General features: G+C 40.9%; 17 protein-coding genes. 11 read left to right on the top strand and 6 right to left on the bottom strand.

Translation table 11 applies throughout. The features are described 5' to 3' along the window. Nucleotides 1–54: 54 nt before the first annotated feature. Nucleotides 55–813, bottom strand: coding sequence for an SGNH/GDSL hydrolase family protein (locus tag WFY05_RS17315; RefSeq protein WP_340114171.1), 759 nt, complete (start codon nt 811–813; stop codon nt 55–57). 209 nt (nt 814–1,022) lie between these two features. Between WFY05_RS17315 and WFY05_RS17310 the strand changes: the two genes are divergently transcribed. The 3 genes from WFY05_RS17310 (at nt 1,023) to WFY05_RS17300 (ending at nt 3,689) form a co-directional block, all read left to right on the top strand. Further along, entirely contained in the window at nt 1,023–1,640 is a 618-nt protein-coding gene (locus WFY05_RS17310) for a MarC family protein (RefSeq protein ID WP_340114170.1), read from the top strand. Nucleotides 1,641–1,819: 179 nt separating this feature from the next. Continuing rightward, on the top strand, nt 1,820–2,560 hold the full coding sequence (locus WFY05_RS17305) for an energy transducer TonB (RefSeq protein WP_340114169.1): 741 nt from the start codon (nt 1,820–1,822) through the stop codon (nt 2,558–2,560). Between the two features lie 382 nt (nt 2,561–2,942). Further along, nucleotides 2,943–3,689: an energy transducer TonB gene (locus tag WFY05_RS17300; protein WP_340114168.1), complete on the top strand. Its 747-nt coding sequence runs from the start codon at nt 2,943–2,945 to the stop codon at nt 3,687–3,689. Nucleotides 3,690–3,781: 92 nt separating this feature from the next. Here WFY05_RS17300 and WFY05_RS17295 read toward each other — a convergent pair whose 3' ends face one another. Next, nucleotides 3,782–4,984 (bottom strand): FprA family A-type flavoprotein, encoded by a 1,203-nt coding sequence (locus WFY05_RS17295; RefSeq protein WP_340114167.1) that lies wholly within the window; start codon nt 4,982–4,984, stop codon nt 3,782–3,784. Between the two features lie 181 nt (nt 4,985–5,165). Here WFY05_RS17295 and mltG point away from each other — a divergent pair, with 181 nt between their 5' ends. Then, nucleotides 5,166–6,227, top strand: coding sequence for an endolytic transglycosylase MltG (gene mltG / locus WFY05_RS17290; RefSeq protein WP_340114166.1), 1,062 nt, complete (start codon nt 5,166–5,168; stop codon nt 6,225–6,227). Between the two features lie 172 nt (nt 6,228–6,399). Here the strand turns inward: mltG and murB are convergent, their stop codons facing one another. Beyond that, nucleotides 6,400–7,416 carry a UDP-N-acetylmuramate dehydrogenase gene (gene murB, locus WFY05_RS17285; RefSeq protein WP_340114165.1) on the bottom strand — a complete coding sequence of 339 codons (1,017 nt, stop codon included), beginning with the start codon at nt 7,414–7,416 and terminating at the stop codon, nt 6,400–6,402. Nucleotides 7,417–7,568: 152 nt separating this feature from the next. Here murB and WFY05_RS17280 point away from each other — a divergent pair, with 152 nt between their 5' ends. Beyond that, nucleotides 7,569–8,675 (top strand): glycosyltransferase, encoded by a 1,107-nt coding sequence (locus WFY05_RS17280; RefSeq protein WP_340114164.1) that lies wholly within the window; start codon nt 7,569–7,571, stop codon nt 8,673–8,675. A gap of 126 nt (nt 8,676–8,801) precedes the next feature. Here WFY05_RS17280 and WFY05_RS17275 read toward each other — a convergent pair whose 3' ends face one another. Then, the gene (locus WFY05_RS17275) at nt 8,802–9,524 is read right to left on the bottom strand and encodes a cell division ATP-binding protein FtsE (protein ID WP_340114163.1); all 723 of its coding nucleotides are present in this window, start codon (nt 9,522–9,524) and stop codon (nt 8,802–8,804) included. Between the two features lie 206 nt (nt 9,525–9,730). Between WFY05_RS17275 and WFY05_RS17270 the strand changes: the two genes are divergently transcribed. The 6 genes from WFY05_RS17270 to WFY05_RS17245 all read left to right on the top strand — a co-directional run bounded on the left by WFY05_RS17270 (nt 9,731) and on the right by WFY05_RS17245 (nt 20,271). Beyond that, nucleotides 9,731–12,805, top strand: a complete 3,075-nt coding sequence (locus tag WFY05_RS17270) for a tetratricopeptide repeat protein (protein ID WP_340114162.1) — start codon at nt 9,731–9,733, stop codon at nt 12,803–12,805. A 12-nt stretch (nt 12,806–12,817) separates the two neighbouring features. Beyond that, on the top strand, nt 12,818–14,611 hold the full coding sequence (locus WFY05_RS17265; RefSeq protein WP_340114161.1) for a TonB-dependent receptor: 1,794 nt from the start codon (nt 12,818–12,820) through the stop codon (nt 14,609–14,611). A 299-nt stretch (nt 14,612–14,910) separates the two neighbouring features. Then, on the top strand, nt 14,911–16,881 hold the full coding sequence (gyrB, locus tag WFY05_RS17260) for a DNA topoisomerase (ATP-hydrolyzing) subunit B (RefSeq protein ID WP_340114160.1): 1,971 nt from the start codon (nt 14,911–14,913) through the stop codon (nt 16,879–16,881). 170 nt (nt 16,882–17,051) lie between these two features. After that, nucleotides 17,052–17,642 (top strand): LOG family protein, encoded by a 591-nt coding sequence (locus WFY05_RS17255; protein WP_340114159.1) that lies wholly within the window; start codon nt 17,052–17,054, stop codon nt 17,640–17,642. Between the two features lie 218 nt (nt 17,643–17,860). Beyond that, a complete protein-coding gene (locus tag WFY05_RS17250) occupies nt 17,861–19,303 on the top strand; it encodes a Do family serine endopeptidase (RefSeq protein ID WP_340114158.1) in 1,443 nt (480 codons plus the stop codon). 107 nt (nt 19,304–19,410) lie between these two features. Further along, nucleotides 19,411–20,271, top strand: coding sequence for a sigma-70 family RNA polymerase sigma factor (locus WFY05_RS17245; protein ID WP_340114157.1), 861 nt, complete (start codon nt 19,411–19,413; stop codon nt 20,269–20,271). Between the two features lie 116 nt (nt 20,272–20,387). On the opposite strand, the gene WFY05_RS17240 is transcribed toward WFY05_RS17245, so the two are convergent. Beyond that, nucleotides 20,388–21,665, bottom strand: a complete 1,278-nt coding sequence (locus WFY05_RS17240) for a cation:proton antiporter domain-containing protein (RefSeq protein ID WP_340114156.1) — start codon at nt 21,663–21,665, stop codon at nt 20,388–20,390. A gap of 257 nt (nt 21,666–21,922) precedes the next feature. Continuing rightward, complete coding sequence (locus WFY05_RS17235; RefSeq protein WP_340114155.1) at nt 21,923–23,002, bottom strand: NHL repeat-containing protein; 1,080 nt, start codon at nt 23,000–23,002, stop codon at nt 21,923–21,925. Between the last annotated feature and the right edge of the window lie 15 nt (nt 23,003–23,017).

Genomic DNA, 23,017 nt, shown 5'->3' with positions numbered 1-23,017 from the left:
TGAATATTTAGAATTTGATAAATGAAGTTCTTTTTTTTGAAACAGCTGCTGTAATCAGAGTACAACTTTCAACCACGCTTCCGACATCAGTTGTGCACCGGCCATCGAAGGATGAACTCCATCATTTGTCCAGTAAACTCCGGGAGCATGATTTATTGCTTCGTCGAAAATACTTTGATACGGTACCCACATCGTCTCAAATGCCTCTGAAACGCGTTTGGCTGCTGCCTGATATTGTTTCATGGGTTCTACCCAACTCTCATCAACCGATTTTGTTTCAAGTACATAAAATGGTTCGCAGAGCACCAGTTTAATATCCGGCAAAGCTTTTTTTGTGCGCTCCAATAATTTCATGTAGTCGTTTTCATAAATCTCAACGGTGCCGTCGTAATTACCGTTTCGTTTATGCCAGTAATCGTTTACCCCGATCAAAATGCTCAGCACATCAGGTTTTAAATCCAAACAATCTTTGTCCCAGCGACTGGCCAACTGGTAGACTTTGTTTCCACTAATTCCTCGGTTATAGATCAACAGCTCTTTTTCGGGCATGGTATTCAGCAAATGCGAAGCCGCCAAAAAAGCATATCCTCCGCCAAACGACGATCCGTTGTTGGGTAACTCTTTTGTTTTTTCGCGGCCGGCATCGGTGATCGAGTCCCCCTGAAAAAGAACAATACCGCCTTTTTCAAAGACAGCGGTTGATGCAGATTTATCTTCATTTGCAATACAACTTGAAACAATGGCCGGGATACTTGCCAGGGCAGCCGCACCGGCTGAAGATTTAAAAAGGAAATTACGTCGCGAAAGATTCATCTGGTTTATTTTTTTTGATTTGAACGATTAAATGTAACAAAAATTCCACATCGGCAGTTTTTCTGCCAATTTTATTAAGGCGGATAAAAGCTGTTTTAAGATAATTTGAAAAAGGGTAACTTCTGACAATCGATTTGGAAAATCAGCACTACGAAAAAAAATGTTCCTTTAATTTTTATAAATTCGCATATCATTCAAAGCTTTATTTCATGAATGAAAATCTTTTCACCTTTTCGCTGTCTGTTTTCACAGGTTTCTTTGCCATTATGAACCCGATCGCCAATACGCCTATTTTTCTGGGTCTGGCCGGCGATCAAAGCGATGCCGTTAAAAAGCAAATTGCAAAGAAAGCGACGCTAATAGCTTTTATAATCGTTACTGTTTTCGTTGTACTCGGAAAGTATATTTTTGAATTGTTCGGAATTACCATACCGGCTTTTAAGATTACCGGCGGCATCCTCATATTTTATGTAGGCTTTGAAATGCTGATGTCGAAAAAATCGAGCATCCATGGCCATAAAATGAACGAAGACACTGAAGGCATTGCAATTTCTCCCTTGGCTATTCCAATATTAGCAGGCCCCGGAACCATTGTAACTGCCATGAATCATGTTACCAACGCCGGCTACCTGAAAGTGGGTATTGTGGTCGTTATTTTTGCACTCATGGTCTACCTTACCTACCTCGCATTCTCATTGAGTGAATACATCCTCAAAAAAATCGGAAATAACCTGATTACCGTTATCGGAAAAATCATGGGTTTGATCCTGGCTATTATGGGAAATGGAATGGTAATAGAAGGCATAAGAATGGCATTCAATCGCTGAAATTTTGGCAAAACATCACCCACTGACACATAATTGTAATACTTTCAACATAGTTGCAAGACAGCGCAACATGATTGCTATGTCTTGCTTTGGTTTTCGTCGTAATTTGATTCCAATTTTTGTGGCCTCCATAACTATGAAGTTGCGTTGCCATGTATTAACAATTTAAACTAAAAGTCATGAAAACAATGCTAACATTGCTCATTGCGATTGGATTGTCCCTCGCATTGACAGCACAGGAAAAGATTAACAAAAGTATTGATATTGAAACTTTGGATTTTATACCTGCTCAGTTTATGGGCCCCGGGTACAACCTTAATGCTCAGGATGGCGATCTGTTAGAAAATTATTTAAGCAATTACATCAATTATCCCGAGGAAGCCATAGAATGCCGGGCACAGGGGATTGAAGTTGTTAAATTTACCGTAGATGAAAAAGGAAAGGTGGGGAACATAAAAATCGTGAATAGTGTCTGCCCTGATATTGATGAAGAAATCATCCAAGCTTTGTATTCAACAAGTGGTATGTGGAAACCCGCTGTCAGAGATGGGTCCAACGGCATGTGTTATCCAACAGTTTCACTTTGCTTTTCACTCCAGAAAGATAATGAAGCCACGCTTAAATATTTTAATGAGCACGCCAAAACCCACTTTAATAAAGCGACTGCATGCATGTTCGTTGATCACAAAATCAAAAAAGCTGAAAGACTTTTCGACCAAGTGTTGACTTACAAGCCTAATGATTCCTCTACACTTTACCTCAGAGGTATCTGTCGCTATGATCGGGGAAATGTTGAAGGAGCATTGGAGGATTGGAATCGTTACAGTAATATCACCGGTTTTACTACGCCACCTGAGGAGTTGGCACTTGATGCTAAAGAATTTAAAGGAGTTGAGGCATTTGCCAATCGGAATAAATAAAAAACAAAACCCATAGTTTACATTTTTGAACAGGAGCCATCGGATTTTTTCCGGTGGCTCTTGTTTATGTTTCCTCTCAAGTTTCCTGTAAATCATAATTTATTTGTGCTATATTTATTCACCCTTTCAGGAACCTGCACCATTATCAGACAGACAGCATAAAACAGAGGATGAATGCCTTTCAAACAGGCATAAACAACACCAATTAACATCATACAAGTCTGAAAATAATAGAAATACGTCTCGGCTAATAATTTTTACCGTTCGTCGATTAAATAGGCTGCCCCGTCAAAAAAAGTTTGAGTGGAAACAAAGAAAGCCGGAAATTTGAATTAGTTTTTTTAGAAACAATTAAATCAAAGTTCAACTAAAGTATTAAGTCATGAAAACAATTTTAGTTATGCTCATTGCCATTATGTTGACGTTAGTCGGAGCAGCTCAGGAAGAAACGTCATCGATTACAAAAGACCTTGAAGGTGTTGAAATTTCTCCTCCACAATTTACCGGTATTACGAACTACATCGAGACCAATGGTAATTTTGATCTTGTTAAAAAATACCTGAAACAAAACATCAAGTATCCGAGGGAAGCAGTAAGGTGTAATATCGAAGGAACAGAAGTGGTAAAATTTACAGTTACCGAAGCTGGAGCGATTAAAGACATTCGAATATTGAATACTGTATGTCCGGCTATTGACGCTGAAATGGTTCGTGTGTTACAATCGACCAAAGGAATGTGGCAACCGGGCCTGAAAAACGGACAGCCTGCTTCCATGACCCAGGAGGTTACCTTAGCGTTTGCTCTTAATAAATCAGATGCTACTGTTGTTAAAGAATTTCAGCACAAAGCAAAACTGAATTTTAACAAGGCCTGTAAACTGATGATAGCTGACCATAAAATCAAAAAAGCCGAACGTTACTTTACCAAGGCCATCAACTACATGCCAAAACATGAAAGCCTTTATTACCTGAGAGCTATGTGCAGACACGAATTGGGTAATGTTTCAGGAGCAGCCGACGATCTGGATCGATTCAAAGAAATTACCGGTTACACAGTAGCAACTGAAGAACTGGCTTTTGACGCTGTGAACCTCAAAAAAGCAGAAGAATTAATAAAACTACCTTTATAGTGATCAATGTAATCTTAATGACAAGCATTACACAAAAGAAAGCCATTCGTCAGCTGACGGATGGCTTTCTTACTAATTCATTAAGTGAACTTTTACTTTGCTTCTTTGTCGGCCAACAATTTATCGGCCATGGTATTTGCCAGTTTTATCAGTTCTTCACTGGTACCGGCTTTCATGTTGCCTTTTTCCTCTATAGGTTCACCAACCATCTCCCACTTAATTTTTTCGGCAAATGTTTTCAGGTTTTTCACTCCGCCACCATTCCACGAGTAATTCCCAAATATACCGAGGTAGTGATTTTTAGGCGCCATGTGTTCCACAGTCGTCAGCAAAGTTTCCACATTAGGGAACATGGCATTATTGTAGGCCGCACTTCCCACAATGAATCCCTTGTATTTAAAAATATCGTTGATGATGTATGATGAATGTGTTTTAGAAGCATCGTAAACCCTGATATTTTTGATGCCGCGAACCGCGATCTGGCGGGCAATGGTTTCAGCCATTTTTTTGGTGTTACCATACATCGAACCGTAAACAATCACCACTCCGCAATCCAGATCATACGAACTCCATTTGTTGTAACGAGTCAGGATCCAGTCAAGGTCGGTGCGCCAAACCGGGCCATGGGTTGCAGCGATCATTTTAATATCGAGTGGAGCCAGCTTTTTAATGGCCCGCTGCGTGTGCGGACAATACTTACCCACAATGTTTGTAAAGTAACGCATCACTTCCACCTCATAAAAATCGAGGTTGATCTCGTCGTCAAAAATACCACCGTCGAGCGTACCATAACTACCAAATGCATCGCCCGAAAACAGAATTTTATTGGTTTCCTCGTATGTCACCATGGTTTCGGGCCAGTGCACCATTGGAATCATCTGGAACTGCAATTTGTGTTTTCCAAGATCCAGCACATGATCATCATGAACCATCAGCGTGTTGGTGGGATTCATGTAATAGGCTTCAACAAAACCAAAAGTCTTTTTATTTCCTACAAGTGTGATGTTCGGATATCGGTGAACAATGGCCTTCAAGGCACCTGAGTGGTCCGGTTCCATGTGGTTGATGATCAAATAATCCACATCGCGGTCGCCGATAATTTCCTCAATCGAATCGAGATAATCATCAATAAATGCACGTTCTACCGTATCGATAAGTGCAATTTTCTCGTCAACAATCAGGTAGCTGTTGTACGAAACTCCGTGAGGAATCGGCCAAATGTTTTCGAATAAATGGGTTCTGCGGTCGTTAAAACCCAGGTAATAAATATCTTTTGCAAGTTTTACTTGTAGCATGATTTTTTTGATTTTCAGAATTACGCCCAAAAATAGTGATTTTAGGTTTAATACAGCCGCACTCCCGCGCTTAGCCACTTATTTAGATTTTGAGTTAAGGAAATGTTAGGAAGCTGAAATGTTGATTGTGCATCGTTCAGGAAAGAATTTTATCTTTGCTATCCATTAATATTTCGTTTTTATGTCGATTGAACAAAAAAGCAAAGCCATGACATTTCCGCGTTTAGGAAGACTTATCATCATTGTATTTGCAATTGCCTTTATAATAGTTGGTGCGCGCGCCTACCAACTGTATCATTATGTTTTTGATGCCAATGTGCGTATGGATTATGTGCTTTTGATCAAAGACAGCACAACCTACGATCAACTGGTTCAGCAGCTTCAGGAAGACGAAGTTCTGGACAACTACAAAGCTTTTCGATGGGTGTCGAAAAAGAAAAATTTCCGACATAAAATAAAGCCCGGTCGCTATGAGCTACAAAAAGATATGACCACCAACGCACTGGTGAACAAATTACGCAGCCGGGCACAGGATCCGGTGGATGTGGTTTTTAACAACGTACGATTAAAAGAAGATCTGGCCGGGAAAGTAAGCAAGTACATTTGGGCCGATTCAACGTCTATTATCAAATTGTTTTCTGATACTGATCAGATTGAAGAATGGGGATTTAACAGCGAAACCTTTCGCAGCATGTTCATCCCAAATACCTACGAGATGTACTGGACAACCGAGGCGCATGAATTTGCCGAACGCATGAACGAGGAATACTATCGATTTTGGAACGTTGAACGAAAAGAAAAGGCTGAAGCGATGAATCTTTCCCCGGCAGAAGTAACCACACTGGCATCGATTGTGGAACAGGAAACTGCAAAACGTGATGAAATGCCGCGTGTAGCCGGACTGTACATCAACCGTTTAAATCGTGGAATTTTGTTGCAAGCCGATCCTACGGTAAAATATGCCCTGGGCGACTTTGGGATAAAACGGGTATTAAACAAGCACCTCGAAATTGATTCGCCATACAACACTTATAAATATGCAGGTTTACCACCGGGACCAATTTCCTTTCCTTCCATTTCTGCCATCGACGCTGTATTACATCACGAGGATAACAATTTTATTTACATGTGTGCCAAAGAAGATTTTTCGGGGTACCATAATTTTGCGGCTACCCTGACACAACACAATCGTAATGCTGCTAAATATCGTGCAGCGCTCGATAAAAACAAGATTTATAAATAGTAATTTCTTTCCCGGACGAGAACATTTAAACCTGCAATCAGAATAAGATTCCCGCTTTCACTGGAATGATCGGGGCGTTATTCAGATCTAGAATCTTCGTTCCTTTGAGTTGCATCGTTAAGAGAACCTGGAACAAGTTCAGGATGATGAGAATAGATATTGATGAGGTGCCCTATATACAGTTCACTTCACGAATCAGCTCAACACCGAACTTTTCAAGAACACTCTGTTTGATTTTTTCGGAGAAATCGAATATTTCTTTTCCGGTAGCACCGCCATAATTCACAAGAACAAGCGCCTGATCTTCATGTACGCCAACTGCTCCTTTGCGGACACCTTTCCAACCAGCCTGATCGATCAACCAACCGGCGGCCAATTTTACTTTTCCATTTGGTGCCACGTATACCGGAACTGTATCAAAGGATTGCTTTAGTTTCTCGGCTATCTCTGCATCTACCACCGGATTTTTAAAAAAGCTTCCGGCATTCCCCAGCTTATTAACATCGGGTAATTTTGAGGAGCGAATTTCAATGACAGCATCACGAATCGTCTGCAAAGTTGGAGCGCCTTTTTCATTCACCTTTTGTTCCAGCTGACCGTATTTTAAATTGAATTCGGGAAATTTCTCCAGGCGAAATATCACCGAAGTAATAATGAATTTATTTTTCAGGTAGCTTTTAAAAATACTGTCGCGGTAAGCAAAACGACATTCATCAACCTTGTATTCGCTGAGTTGCTGTTTTTCAATATCATAGCCTTTTACCTTCTCAACAACGTTACAAACTTCCTGCCCGTAGGCTCCAATATTTTGAACCGGCGCGGCACCAACCGTTCCCGGAATTAGCGAAAGGTTTTCTATCCCGCCGAGATTATAATTCACACAAAATTCCACAAACTCATCCCAGATTTCGCCTGCACCAACTTCAATCCAGTAATTATTGCGGTCTTCATTCACCGTTTTTATTCCCGGAACATTTGGATGAATAATCAGCCCATCGAAATCATTCAGAAATAAAATATTGCTGCCCTCACCCAAAACTATTAACCTCTCCTCTCTCCAGCTTTTATTTTCAGTAAAAAAAACCTGCAGATCAACCGGATCGGTACATTCAAAAAAGTATTTGGCTTTAGCATCTACGCCAAATGTATTGTGAGCTTTTAACGAGTGGTTCTCGGAAAATCGGATCATTGAAAAAGTTTTGCGCAAAGATACACGAATTAATTAGTCGTACCTCTACTATTTGATTCATCTCAGAATTAGGTGACAAGTAAATCACCCATCACAAAATATTTCAGCCCGCTAAAAGTTCTATATTTACAATCCGAATTGAATCTGCTACATTGAAAACAGACAAAAAGAAAATCATTGTTTCCGTAACCAACGACCTGGTTTCCGATAACCGTGTTCATAAGGTTTGTACTACGCTGTATTCGATGGGTTTTGAAGTCCTGCTTGTAGGCCGGATACTGCCACACAGCTCAGAAGTAAAACGCCAATATTCGACTAAAAGATTTCAGCTTCTTTTTAAAAAAGGACCGTGTTTTTATGCTGAGTACAATTTTCGACTTTTCCTTTACCTGCTCTTTGCGAAGTACGACATACTGCTTTCGAACGACCTGGATTCGCTAACCGGAAACTTTGTCGCCTCGCAACTCAGAAACAAGCCGCTGGTTTACGATAGCCACGAGTATTTTATTGAGGTTCCGGAGTTGGTCCACCGCCCAAAAATTCAGAGTATATGGCTTTGGCTGGAACAAAAAATATTGCCAAAAATTCAATACGCATATACCGTCTGTCAGTCGATTGCTGATGTATATAACAAAGAATATGGAACAGATTTTAAAATCGTCAGAAACCTTCCGTTAAAACAAAATTATAAACCGGCGGAAAAACAGTCGGATGAAAAAATTATTCTTTACCAGGGAGCCTTAAATATTGGTCGCGGATTGGAGCAGGCGATTAAAGCCATGAATAATATTGATGGCGTAAAACTGGTAATTGCCGGCGATGGCGATATTCGCGAACAACTCCACGATCTGGTCCTGCAGGAGAAACTCCATGATAAAATCCAATTTGCGGGCCGGCTTCCGCTTGAAGAACTTGCAAAACTTACTGCAACGGCCGATTTGGGATTGTCTATTGAGGAAGATTTGGGATTAAACTATCGTTTTGCACTGCCCAATAAACTGTTCGATTACATTCAGTCACAAGTCCCGGTTTTGGTTACCAATTTGCCGGAAATGGCAGCAATCGTAAAAAAATATGATGTTGGTGAGATTACTGATTCACTCGAACCAAAACAATTAGCGGATAAATTTAGAGAAGCGCTTTTCAACGAGAAAAAAAGAAAAGTGTGGAAAGAAAAATTGCCTTTTGCCGCAAAAGAACTGGTTTGGGAAAAAGAAGAAAAAGTGATCCAGGAAATTTTTAAAGGAATCACCAGGTAACTTTAATCGTACGCTATTCAAAAGAGTAAAGATGCTGAATCAAGTTCAGCATTACGTTCGAGGTCTTATTTCTAAAGCTTGATATAATCGTCACCCTGAACTTGTTTCAGGGGTCTCCTATTAAAGTCAATCGTTCGCTTCCAACAAATTTTCAAACTCAATCATCGTTCTGTTTTGCTCTGAATCGGACAAAGTTCCATCGGCACAAACCAATGTACGTGCCGGTTTTTTAGCGATTGCAGCATAATCATGGGTGGCCATCAACACCGTTTTTCCTTCTTCGTTTAAACGAATAAACAAATCAAGAATTTCCTCCGAGGTTTCGGGATCGAGGTTTCCGGTAGGCTCATCGGCTAAAATAATCTCCGGATCGTTCAGAATGGCCCGCGCAATTACGACGCGTTGCTGCTCTCCCCCGCTCAATTCATGTGGCATTTTATCTTTTTTTCCGGTCATTCCAACCACATCAAGTACATCAGTTACACGTTTTTCAATTTCGCGCTTTCCTTTCCAGCCCGTAGCTTCCATCACGAACGACAAGTTTGCCTTAATACTTCTGTCTGTTAACAAACGAAAATCCTGAAAAACAACACCCATTCTGCGCCGAAGCAGAGGAATATCACGACTTTTAATTTCAACCAACTGCATATCCAGAACCTCACCACTTCCCTCGAGCAACGGCAGTTCGGCATGCAAGGTTTTTATCAAGCTGGTTTTCCCGGTACCAACCTTCCCGATCACATAAATAAATTCACCTTCAAGAACGTCGAGATTCACCGCCGATAAAATCAAATTTTCGCGCTGGTAAACCGATGCTTTTGACAACCTGATTACTTTTTTCTTGTACATTTATAATGAATGTAACGGCAAATTAAACGGAAAATATTTATTCACAGATATAATAAACCAAAGAAATCAACAGTTTCATGTTAAGAATTACAGGAATTAGAAACCATTCAGGAAAGCGATATTAGCTATTTTAGAATTTTAATAATAATTATCCAGCATGAATTAATGATCGGGAGTTAATTCACTAAAAACGAGACATTAAAAGCATGAAGACAATTCGGTTCAGCATTCTTTTGGCCATCATCACCTTTTTACATTTTCAGTTAAACGCTCAGCAAACCGAGTATTACGAGAATGTTCAGAAAAAGATTGATGTAGCTAAAGAATTATACCAACACAAAAAGTACATTTCGGCCTTTCGCGAGTTTGAAAAAATAAAGAAACACGTTGAAGAAAAATCGGAGATTTATTCCGAGGCAGAATATTTCAGGTCAGCTTCGGCACTCAATGCCGGTTACCGCTCGGGCGATAAACTCATGGAAAGTTTTATTACAAACTATCCGGAAAGCCAATACATTAACGACGCCTGGTTTACCATGGGAAACTATCAGTTCGATAAAGGACAGCACCTGCGCGTGCTGCGTAGTTTTGCCAATGTCGATCCTGCAGGTCTTTCTGATGACGACCGCATTGAGCTTCAGTACAAAAGAGGTTACGCCAACCTGATGCAAGACAATATTGATGCTGCTTTGGCCGATTTCGATGCCATAAAAAACAGCAACAATTTATACAGCAAACCTGCCACTTATTATTGGGCTCACATTCAATATTTAAATGAGAATTACGATGCGGCACTGGAAGGATTTTCGCGAATGAATAACGATCCGGCCTACTCGCAGGTTATTCCCATTTATGTGAGCCACATCTACTATAAGCAGGAAAAGTACGACCAGGTAGTCAATTACACTACATCAATTATAAATGATGTTGAAGAAGAGCAAAAGACAGAGCTGTCTCGAATTGTTGGCGATTCTTATTTTCATTTGAAAGAATACAATAAAGCCATCCCCTACCTGGAAAAATATTTTGAAACCTCGGGGCCAAAAACGCGTGAAGAAAACTATATCCTCGGATTTTGTTATTACCACGCCGGCGAATATGACAAAGCTGCTCCAATGCTTGAAAAAGCTTCAACCGGAGAAGATGAGCTGACGCAGAACGCGTTGTATCACCTGGCTGATTGTTTGGTAAAACTGAATGAAAAAGAAAAAGCAAAAACCGCTTTCAGTGCCGCTGCCGAGTTCGATTTTAATCCGGAAATCAAGGAGGATGCACTATTTAGTTATGCCAAATTAACTTACGAACTCTCCTACTCGCCATTTAATGAAACGATAAAAGCATTTGATCGCTACATCAGTTTGTACCCGAATTCCGACAGAAATGCAGAAGCCTATAAAATATTGGTGGATGTTTATATGGTAACGCGCAATTACAGGGACGCAATCGAATCGATCGAAAAAATTCAGAACAAAACGCCCGAAGTACTACAAGCCTACCAACGTGTGACTTTTTATCGCGGACTGGAACTTTTCAATAACGCAGCTTACGAGCAGGCCATCGAATACTTCGACACATCGCTTGATAACGGAAAATACAACCAGGAACTGAAAGCCAGAGCCGTGTACTGGAAATCGGAAGCCCTGTATCGCGTTGGTGACTACAATGATGCCATCATCTCCTACAGTCGCTTTGAAAAAACAAGTGGCTCTTCATCGCTTGAAGAAGCAAGCGGTGCCGATTACAACCTGGCCTATGCTTACCTGAAAATGGATGATCGCGAAACGGCGGTCCGACATTTCAGGGAATACGTGAGCAATATGCAGGGTGCACGCACTCCTAAAGTTGCCGATGCATACAACCGAATTGCCGATTATTATTTTTTGAATACGAATTACGACAAAGCCATTGAACATTATCGTCAAACATACAACATGAAAATGTATGAGGCCGATTACGCCTTGCTACAAATTGCGTTTTGCGAAGGATTACAGCGGAAACAACAAGATAAAATCGACGACCTGAATCAGTTGCTGACGGATTTTCCACAATCGGAATATCGCGACGATGCGCTTTACGAATTGGGCCGTGCCTACGAACGAGTGGGTAAAAACTTCGAGGCGGTGCAGCAATATCGGCAAATTGTAAACACCTTTCCCGGCAGTACTTTTTACCGCAAGGCTCTGCTGCAACTGGGACTCGTGAATTACAACAATGGCGATTTTAAAGCGGCTTTAGATCAATACAAAGAAGTAGCCGAAAACTACCGGGGTACTCCTGAAGCAGAATCAGCGCTGTCGGGAATAAAAAACTGCTATGTTGAGCTCAACAATGTAAATGCCTATTTCTCCTACGTACGCAAACTTGGGGGAAGTGCAGCCAACGTGAGTGCATCGGAACAGGATCAGCTGACTTACCAGGCTGCCGAACGAGTGTACATGTCGGGGGAAACCGGAGCCAAAACTCAACTGGAACAATACCTGAGGCAATTCCCAAATGGCAGCAATGCTGTAAATGCCCATTTCTACCTGGGTGAAATCCTCTATAAAGAAGGCGAATACCAGCAAGCGAACGAACATTATACATATGTGGCCAATCAACCTGATAATGTGTTTAGCGAACCTGCTCTTTCCAAAGCATCAGAAATGCAATTCAGTGCCGGAAATTATGCGGAAGCTCTTCCCATGTTCGACCGGCTTGAAAAGCTGGCCAACAATAAATGGAATGTACTGAAAGCCAATACCGGCCAGATGCGCTGTTACATGATTACCAAAGAATACAACCGGGCCATTGAAGCAGCTAAAAAAGTGAAGAAGTTTGACATTACCAGCGATGCCTTAAATTACGAGGCCGACTACACCATCGGAAAAGCGAACTACACACTTGGTAACCTGAATTCGGCGATCGATCCTTTTAAAGACGTTTCGGAAGACACCAAACTGGAGCAAGGTGCCGAAGCGAAATACCTGCTGGCAGAGATTTATTACAAAGACAATAGAAAAGAAAAAGCAGAACAGGAAATTATCGATTTCGTCGATAAAGGAACACCATACACATTCTGGCTCGGTAAAGCATTTTTATTGCTGGCCAATATTTATCAGGATAAAGGCGATCAGTTCCAGGCCAAACATACCCTGAAAAGTCTGGCAGAAAATTACAACAACGACAATGACGGAATTATCGAAGAAGCCAATCGTCGGCTCAACATTATTCTTGAACAGGAAGCGCAGCAGCAGCAAAACGCAAAAGACAGCGCATTTCAATTGGAAATCAAACAAAATTAAATCCGGAAAACAATGCAGAAACAAGCAAAATATATTTTCTTATTGCTATTTACAACGGCCGGTCTTCTTGTGCAAGCGCAGGTAAAACAGGATACTCTAAGTCGGGAAGTGGAAGTAACAAAAGCCTACACACCGATTATTTCGGATGCCAATAAATTAAACAGCATGCCTGAAATTGATGAGGAAGAGGTGGAAAAACCTACGTTTAACTACAACATAAAAAGCCAGCCGGTATTCAGCACTTTTTCGATAACACCGCTAAAAGCCGCAACTATCGAAACCGAACCTATCATTCAAAAAGGTTACGGGCTGGTTCGTGCCGGACTTGGAACATACTACAAACCTTACGGTGAGATCTTTTTTAATAACCTGAATTCAAAAAATACGGTCTTTGGTATCCACGCTAGGCATTTATCGTCGCATGGCGACATCAAATTGAAAGGCGGAGATAAAGTGGACGCACCGTTTATGAATAATGAAGTGGAACTATTCCTGAAACACACCATTCAGCGATCGATCCTTTCTGTTGACCTGTCACTAAATCACGATGCATTCAATTACTACGGATATCCCGAAGATCCTGTCCCGGATCCGTTGCTGGAAGGCGAGCAAGACATTAACTATTTCGGAACAAAACAAGCATTCACAAAAGGCGGCATTCATATAGATTTTGATGATCCGGCCGCCGAAATGGACGAAGAAGAATTCGGTTTTAAGCTCGATTATTACTTCTTCGGAACAAAAACCGATCAGCGAGAGAATTTTGCCAACCTCACATTTAACCTGCGGAAGCCAATGACTTCGGGTGTCGGCTTGCTGGATGCCGGAGTTGAGTATGCACAGGTAAACAATGTAACATTACCCGGCGATAGTGTTCTCGGAAAAACTTCATCGACCATTCTTTTTGCCAAACCGGCATGGTACATTGGCGATGAAAAAGCCAATGTAAAGCTTGGTCTTAATGCCTGGTTTGTACTGCAATCCGATGAAGAGACAGTGGCTAAACTGTCACCTAACATCCGTGCGAACTGGTCGCCGGTAGATGAAATACTAAAAATTTACGCCGGTATCGACGGGGCATTTCAGAACAATCATTACTCAAAGATTGCCTACGAAAATCCGTTTGTAGATCCTGATCATTACGTTAAAAATTCCATGCAGCAATTCCGTTTTTATGGTGGTTTCGATGGAAAAATGTCGAAAAAAACGACCTATAAAATTTCGGGAGAATATGCCATCAACAGCGATAAACCGCTTTATTATCTGAACGAAAATTATTATTTGGATGCCGCATACAATCCGGCTCCGCTTATCGTTAATAACACATTTGATATTTTATACGACGATATGAATCGTTTAAAGCTGAATGCCGAAATTCTTTATGCGTCGTCCAGTAAAATGGATCTGTCGCTGTCGGTAAATTATTACAGCTACCAAATGGACAAGCAGGAAGAAGCCTGGAACCTTCCTACCTGGGATGCAACGATTGCCCTGGGCTATAAAATTACGGAACAATTAAGTGTTTCGGCCGATATTTATTTGATTGGCGACAGAAAAGCATTGATTGTTGAACACCCTGATCCAACCATTGCTTATCCCGCAAATATCATTCTTCCAGGCCCTGTCTTAAAATCTTATAATCTGAACACTGCTTTCGACTTAAATCTAAAAGGCAACTACCAGATCACCAGCAAGTTTTCGGTGTTTGCCCAACTTAATAACTTTGGTTTCCAGCAATACGAACGCTGGTTTGGCTACCCGGTGCAAAGTTTTAATGCACTGGCCGGAATCAGCTATGCGTTCTGATCAATCAATTCGGAAACAGAGGGAGCTTAACAGCTCCCTTTTTTGTTTCATTTTACTTTGATTTATCTTGCTCATTTTCATGTTAATAACTCGTTAAAAAATCACCTGTTAAAAGCCCTTAAAAAAGATGGTGCATTGGCGATTTTTTTTATCTTTGTCGAGTGATTTCATTATCATTTTTACAACATTATAAAGGATTGAAATTCAGCTAGTTTCCTTCAGAGAACAAAACCGTTCTCGCAATGGGAAACTATTTTATTTTAGTACAGTTCTGAAGGATAAAAAAATAGACAAGAGAGATGAGCGAAAATGAAAAGCAAAATGTTCCGACCAATGGAAATGGAAACTACGGTGCAGACAGCATTCAGGTATTGGAAGGACTTGAGGCAGTGCGGAAACGTCCTGCCATGTATATTGGCGATGTAAATGAAAAAGGATTGCACCATTTGGTGTACGAGGTGGTAGATAACTCCATCGACGAAGCACTGGCCGGCTACTGCAATACTATTGAAGTTATAATTCACGAAAATAATTCCATTTCGGTAACAGACGACGGACGTGGAATTCCTACCGAAAAGCACTCGAAAGAAAACAAATCGGCACTGGAAGTAGTAATGACGGTTCTGCACGCTGGTGGTAAGTTCGACAAAGATTCGTACAAAGTTTCAGGGGGTTTGCATGGCGTTGGTGTTTCGTGTGTAAACGCGCTGTCAGCTGACCTCAGAGCCGAGGTTCACCGCGATGGAAAAATATGGGAACAAAAATATCAAAAGGGGAAACCCCTGTCGGATGTAAAAGTTATTGGAGAAACTGACAAAACAGGAACCATTGTTACTTTCCTTCCCGATAACAGTATTTTCCTGACCACCACTTACAAATACGAAATTCTGGCTGCCCGACTTCGAGAGCTGGCCTTCCTGAACGCCGGAATCAGCCTCACCATTATTGATGAACGAGTAAAAGAAGAAGACGGCAGTTTTAAAACCGAAACCTATTTTTCGGAAGAAGGATTAAAGGAATTTGTTGAATACCTCGACGACACCCGCGATAAACTCATCGACGACGTAGTACACATCACTACCGAAAAAAACGGGATCCCGGTTGAGATTGCTTTGCAGTACAACACTTCATTCTCAGAAAACATTCACTCGTATGTCAACAACATCAACACCATTGAAGGAGGAACGCATTTAACGGGTTTCAGAAGAGGTTTGACCCGCACATTAAAAAACTATGCCGACCAAAGCGGAATGCTCTCAAAACTGAAATTTGACATTAGTGGAGACGATTTCCGCGAAGGCTTAACTGCCATTATTTCGGTTAAAGTGGCCGAACCTCAGTTTGAAGGACAAACAAAAACCAAATTAGGGAACTCCGAAGTAAGTCTATCTGTGGATCAGGCAACAAGCGAAGCCTTACAATATTACCTGGAAGAAAATCCAAAAGCTGCCAAACAAATTGTATCCAAAGTAATTCTGGCAGCTCAGGCGCGGCACGCAGCACGCAAAGCCCGTGAAATGGTGCAGCGTAAAAATGCACTGTCAGGTGGTGGATTACCCGGAAAGTTGAGCGATTGTTCGGAGAAAGATCCTACCAAATGCGAAGTATTCCTGGTTGAGGGTGACTCGGCAGGTGGTACAGCAAAACAGGGTCGCGACCGAAGAACACAAGCTATTCTTCCTTTACGCGGTAAGATCCTGAACGTGGAAAAAGCCATGCAACACAAGATCTTCGAAAACGAAGAGATTAAGAATATTTTTACGGCTTTGGGTGTGACTATCGGAACCGAAGAAGACTCGAAAGCACTGAATCTGGACAAACTGCGTTACCACAAGATTGTGATCATGACAGATGCCGACGTGGACGGAAGCCACATTGCCACATTGATCATGACCTTTTTCTTCCGCTACATGAACGACCTTATTAAAAAAGGTTACTTGTACATTGCTGCTCCACCACTTTACCTGGTTCGAAAAGGCAAAAAAGAAGCTTACGCCTGGACGGAAAAACAACGTCTTGACTTGATTAATCAATGGGCTGATGGCAATGAAAGTGCTGTGCATACGCAACGTTACAAAGGTTTGGGTGAGATGAATGCCGAACAGTTGTGGTCGACAACCATGAATCCTGAACAACGTACTTTGCAACAGGTTACTATTGAGAATGCGGCGGAAGCAGACCACATTTTCTCGATGCTGATGGGCGACGATGTTCCGCCGCGCCGTAAGTTCATTGAAGATCACGCTACTTACGCCAATATTGATGCGTAAGATTAGAACTGAGATTTTTAGCAGAGAGTACTGAGACAAAAAATCTCTTCTCTTACTTCAATATCTCGTTTAAATATTAAGACACGAATTTCAAATATAGAATTAAAAATCCGGGCAAAACCCGGATTTTTTCTCACTACTAATTACTCACTACTCATATCTGAATTAAAATGAATATCTGTGTTTTTTGTTCGTCCAGCAATGCCATCGACCAGGTGTACTTTTCTGAAGCCCATAAACTTGGAGAATTAATTGCAGCAAATAACGACATTCTGATCAATGGTGGAGCCAACGTTGGTTTAATGGAGGCGGTTACGATTTCGGCCAGTAAAAAAGGCGCAAAAACCATCGGTATCATTCCCGAAAAAATGATCACACGCTCTTTGGCCAGTAATAATATGCACGAAGTGCACGTTACAAAAGACATGATGGAGCGAAAAGCCCGGATGAGAGATATGTCTGATGCTTTTATTGCACTTCCGGGAGGTTTTGGCACACTTGAGGAAATACTGGAAGTCATCACTCTCCGACAACTATCTTATCATGCAAAACCCATTGTATTCATAAACACGAATAATTTTTTCGGCCACCTGCTCAAACAATTCGAACTTTCTTACGAAGAACAATTTGCAAAACCGATCTACCGAAAATTGTATTACGTGGCTCAAACTCCGGAAGAAGCCATCAATTACATAAAAAACTACCGTGAAGTTGAACTGGATTCAAAATGGTTTGTTGTACCTGAAAAAAGTAAGGGATAATGTAATTTGAGAAGGCGATCTCGGTCAAATACACAATAAGATTAATATATTACTGACAAATTTGCAGCAAAACTTTAAAAAGTAATTTTCATCTTTTAACACTTGGTGGTTTCAGAGTTAAATAATGCAAAATAGCAGAAAAAGCTGATTAACCACAGTTACAATGGCAGCAAATTTGCATGAAAACGGTCGCTAATTATTAATTAAAATTTTACACCATGAAGAAAATTGGAAGAATCTCATTAACATTTTTACTTGTTATTGCAGGTGCCTTTGTTGCAGTTTGGACCTACAGTACTTTCTTCAATGAGACAAAAGTTGTGACCGTAAAAGAAGAACCGGCAGTACGTTATGCCAGTTTACCCGCCGATAGTGAACAAAAATTACCGGATTTAACCTTTGCGGCCGAAAAATCGGTTCATGCCGTAGTACACATTGCCACACAATCGGTTCGTACCGGGCAGTGGTCGAGCGGTAACCCGTTCCTCGATGAATTTTTTGGTTTCAGAAATCAGCAACCACAGGTTCGCCAGGGATTTGGTTCGGGAGTCATCCTTTCGAGCGATGGTTATATTGTGACTAACAATCACGTTGTTGAAGATGCCCAAAACATTAAGGTAATTCTTGATGATAAACGTGAGTTTGATGCTCGTTTAGTTGGAACCGATCCATCAACCGACCTCGCACTGTTAAAAATTGATGAAGATGATCTGCCTTATCTCACCTATGGCAATTCAGAAAATTTGCAGTTGGGCGAATGGGTTTTAGCGGTAGGTAATCCTTTCAACCTGACATCTACAGTTACGGCCGGTATTGTAAGTGCACGGGCCCGTAACCTTGGCATTAATCGTGACACTTACTCCATTGAATCGTTTATACAAACCGATGCAGCCGTAAATCCTGGTAACAGTGGAGGAGCGCTGGTAAATCAGCAAGGAAACCTGGTTGGTATTAATGCAGCCATTGCCTCACGTACAGGATCGTATTCAGGTTATTCGTTTGCCATTCCGGTAACCATTGTACAAAAAGTAGTAGATGACCTCAAAGAATTTGGCGAAGTTCAGCGTGCATTAATCGGTGTTAACATTGGTGATGTTGACGCGGAAATTGCAGAAAAATTGAACCTCGACAAGGTTGAAGGTGTTTATGTAGCAGCAGTGACTGATAACGGAGCTGCCAAAGAAGCAGGCATAAGAGCCGAGGACGTAATCATCGATGTGGATGGCGAAAAAGTAAAAACTTCAGCTGAATTGCAGGAGAAAATAAGTCAGTATCGCCCCGGTGACGATGTAAAAGTTATTGTGCTGCGAGACAATGATAAGAAACAATTTACCGTTACCTTACGTAACAAACATGGTGACACGCAAATCTTAAGAGATAACATCACTGTGCTTGGTGCCGAGTTTGAGACGGTAGATGAAAATGTGAAACGAGAATTAGACATTGACAACGGAATAATTATAAAAGACCTGAATAAGGGTGTTTTAAAAGATGCCGGATTGAAAGAAGGCTTTATTATAACTAATGTGAACAAAAAGCCCATTTATGAAGTCAATGATTTTAAGAGAGAGATTGGAAATGCGAGAGGAGGAATATTAGTAGAGGGAATCTACCCAAATGGAGAATCAGCATATTATGTTTTTGGTTTGGGTGACGAGTAAATTGTAAAAATTTCTTTAAGTTTGCACTTTTTACACTCTGTATTCATTTTCTCCTTGAGCGATATTTATTATATGTTCTATATTTGCACGATTTTTAATAAAATTGTATGAGACAGCTAAAGATCACAAAGTCAATCACTAACCGTGAAAGTGCCTCTTTAGACAAGTATTTACAGGAGATTGGCAAGGAAGAGCTAATTACTGTAGAAGAAGAAGTGGAATTGGCCCAGCGGATCAAAAAAGGTGATCAGGCTGCTTTGGAAAAATTAACCAGGGCAAACCTTCGTTTTGTGGTGTCGGTAGCTAAGCAGTACCAAAATCAGGGACTGAGCTTACCCGACCTTATCAACGAAGGAAACCTCGGATTAATAAAAGCAGCTGAGAAATTTGATGAAACCCGCGGTTTTAAATTCATTTCTTACGCAGTATGGTGGATCCGCCAGTCTATTCTTCAAGCGCTTGCTGAACAGTCGAGAATTGTTCGTTTACCATTGAACCAGGTAGGTTCGTTGAACAAGATCAACAAAGCATTTTCTAAATTTGAGCAAGAACACGAACGAAAGCCATCGCCTGAAGAATTAGCCGATTCACTCGAGCTTCCTGCCGATAAGGTAGCCGACACTTTGCGAGTATCCGGACGTCATGTTTCGGTTGATGCACCATTTGTTGATGGTGAAGACAACAGCCTGCTTGATGTACTGGTGAACAACGACTCGCCAAATGCCGACAAAAGCCTTATTAACGAATCACTTGCTAAAGAAATTCATCGCGCGTTAGCAACTTTGACAGAGCGTGAAAGTGACATTATTAGACTGTTTTTTGGTATTGGATGCCAGGAAATGACATTAGAAGAAATCGGTGAACGATTTGGATTAACCCGAGAAAGGGTACGACAGATAAAAGAAAAGGCTATACGACGATTACGACATACATCGCGAAGCAAATTATTAAAATCATATCTGGGATGAAAAAGAGAAAGGTTGTCAATTAAATGGCAACCTTTTTTGTTGCCCTTTTTTATCAATAAGTATCACTTCATAACACTACACGAAATTCTCAGCGAGGAAACTCCCAAAAGACTAACTTAATTTTTATCCTCATCAATCGGCAATTCAACAAATTCATCTGCCGAACTTTTAGCATGATCTTCCTTTTGGGAACCTGAATCTCCCCCATCCAGCTCTTCGCGTTGCTTGCGGTAAGCAATTAAAGCCCATGCCATAATAATACTGGTGACCAAAATAACTACGAACAGAACACCATTTTCAAAACCTTTCACTTTGAGTTCTTCGGGAATGGCAAAGAAAAGCAGGATGGAAATTAGTCCGCGCGGAGTGATTAAAACCTGAGGCATTATACTTTTCCGTTCAACCACAAAGAACAGCCCAAAACGCAAAACATAAGTTACAATCAAAAACAAAATACTGATCACCCAAACGTTCCAGCTGATTAGCGATGCGATTGGTAAGGTCATTCCAAACACCACAAAAAAGAAGGTTCGGACCAGAAATGAAGTCTCAACCGTTATCATTTTAAACTGGTCGAATAGTGAGTCCATTCGTTCATCCCTGAGCCATTCTTCCAGTTTCCAAAACAATAGCACTTTATGATTCCTCAGCAATAAACCAAACATCAGAATAATTACAAGCGACGATAAATGGAACAGCTTACCTACCGAATACAGCAACACCAACACCGCCAGGAAAAGAAAAAATTTGGCTTCGCCACGAATATTCTGAATAACATACAACAGCACATAACTTAATGTTGCCGAAATAAATATGGTAAGAAACAAGTTTCCGCCAATGGCCACGCTGAGTTGTCGCATGCCCTCAACATCAATGTTTTCAACGATCATGTAAAAAACCATAATGCCGAGAATGTCGGAAAAAGTACCTTCGTAAATCAGAAATTCCTTTTTGTATTTGCTCATGTTAACCACACTCGGGATAACTATGGCACTGCTCATAATCGATAGTGGCAGCACGTAAACAATGGCCTCCAAAAACAACATATCGGGCATAAAATACAGCAGGATAAAGGAAAGCGAAACCGAGGTAAGTGCCAGCGAGAGTGCTGCTATGGTAAACGATTTCCAGATTATCGGCCAATTCTCTTTTTTTAGTTCCAGGTCGAGGGCAGCTTCAAGCACGATCATGATCAATCCAACAATTCCAAGTATTTCGAGCGAATTGTAGAAATCGGGTACGATTTTGAAGTATTCAAGCAGCCGGCTCAAACCAACTCCTAAAAATATAAGTACCAAAACGCTGGGAACATTCGTCTTCTTCGACAATATTCCGGTGAAAAAGGAAAGTATGATAACGAGACAAAGACCAATTAGAAATAGATATGCATTCATATCACAGGTTAGAATCTTTTATGTTTTTTGCTCCAAATTAATAAGCGAGAAAGATAAGTAGAATAATTTCAAATTACATATCTTATTTCCGATGAGGAATAGAAAATCCTGATCATCGATGAGGCGGCGCAAAACGGAAATTAATAGCAACTTCTACAAGGTTCTGAATATCAAAAAACAAAACCGGGATGCCACTTCAAAAAGCTGCAAACCCGGTTAGCACGATTTTCAAAAAAAGAACTATTTCAGAAAAAATTTCACTCGATATCAAGCAGCATAAAGGGAGCTTTCCCGGTTTCAAACTCATCCGCGAATGTTCCATCGGGCTGATACACTTTTACGCTTCCGTTGGCAGTAACACTTTCCGAGATAAACACAAGCACTTGATTGTTGTAATATCCAACTCCGTTAATTCCTTCAACGCTATTCAAAAACTTTTCTTCCTCGAACTGTTGGCTGGCCACATCAAATACAGCTAACGCTCCCGGATCGCCCCAGTTTGCACCTTCAGTAACCACGTAAATTTTCGAGACATCGTTATTTGCCGCCATAACATTCACGTATGATGTGGTAACGCCTCCCATTTCATAAACTGCTTCCAGTTCATCAGTAGTCGTGTTGATATAGCCTAATCCTGTAGTTTCCGAGAAATCGCTGTAGGTACTTACCAGCGAAACATACAGGTTATTGTTCGCATCCTGAATAAAATACGAACTTACCGCGGGTGTTTCAATGAATGAGATTTCATCAGAGTTTAAATCGATTACTGCGACACTGTCTTTGTAGTTAAGGGCAGCATAAAGTTTATTTCCGGCCACGACCATACCTTCCGGACCTCCCGGAAGTTGAATTTTATCTTCAACCATTTTTGTAGCTAAATTAAATTTGGCAATATACGAGAGCGACTCATCAGCCCAAATATCGCCTCCCCAACACGAAATATAAAGGTAATTGCCGGAACCAACACCGTAGCGGGGTTTTACAATGTCGGCACTTATCGCATTTTCACTATTTTGAAAGGTTTCACTGTTCACCCACAACAGCTCATCGGTATTGTTACCCAGAATGTACACATTTTCGTTGTAGTTAAAAGCATGCGAAACATTGCTCACTAGTGGTACATTATTTATGCTTTCATAAAAATTATTCGTAATCGTCATGCTCTCATCATTAATAGCGGTTATAGTACTTTTTGACCCCTCATAATCGCCATAATTTAAAATTATCGCATCAGCAACATTTGGTGATTCTTCAATAGGATCATCTTCATCACTACACGAAACAAAAAGCGTTGTAAATAAGGTTAGCAGCAGCAGTAAATTAAATCTGTTTTTCATTTTGAATTGTTATTT

This window comes from Maribellus mangrovi (genome assembly GCF_037646455.1).
Classification (GTDB): Bacteria; Bacteroidota; Bacteroidia; order Bacteroidales; family Prolixibacteraceae; genus Draconibacterium; species Draconibacterium mangrovi_A.
This window is presented reverse-complemented; position numbering and strand designations above follow the sequence as displayed.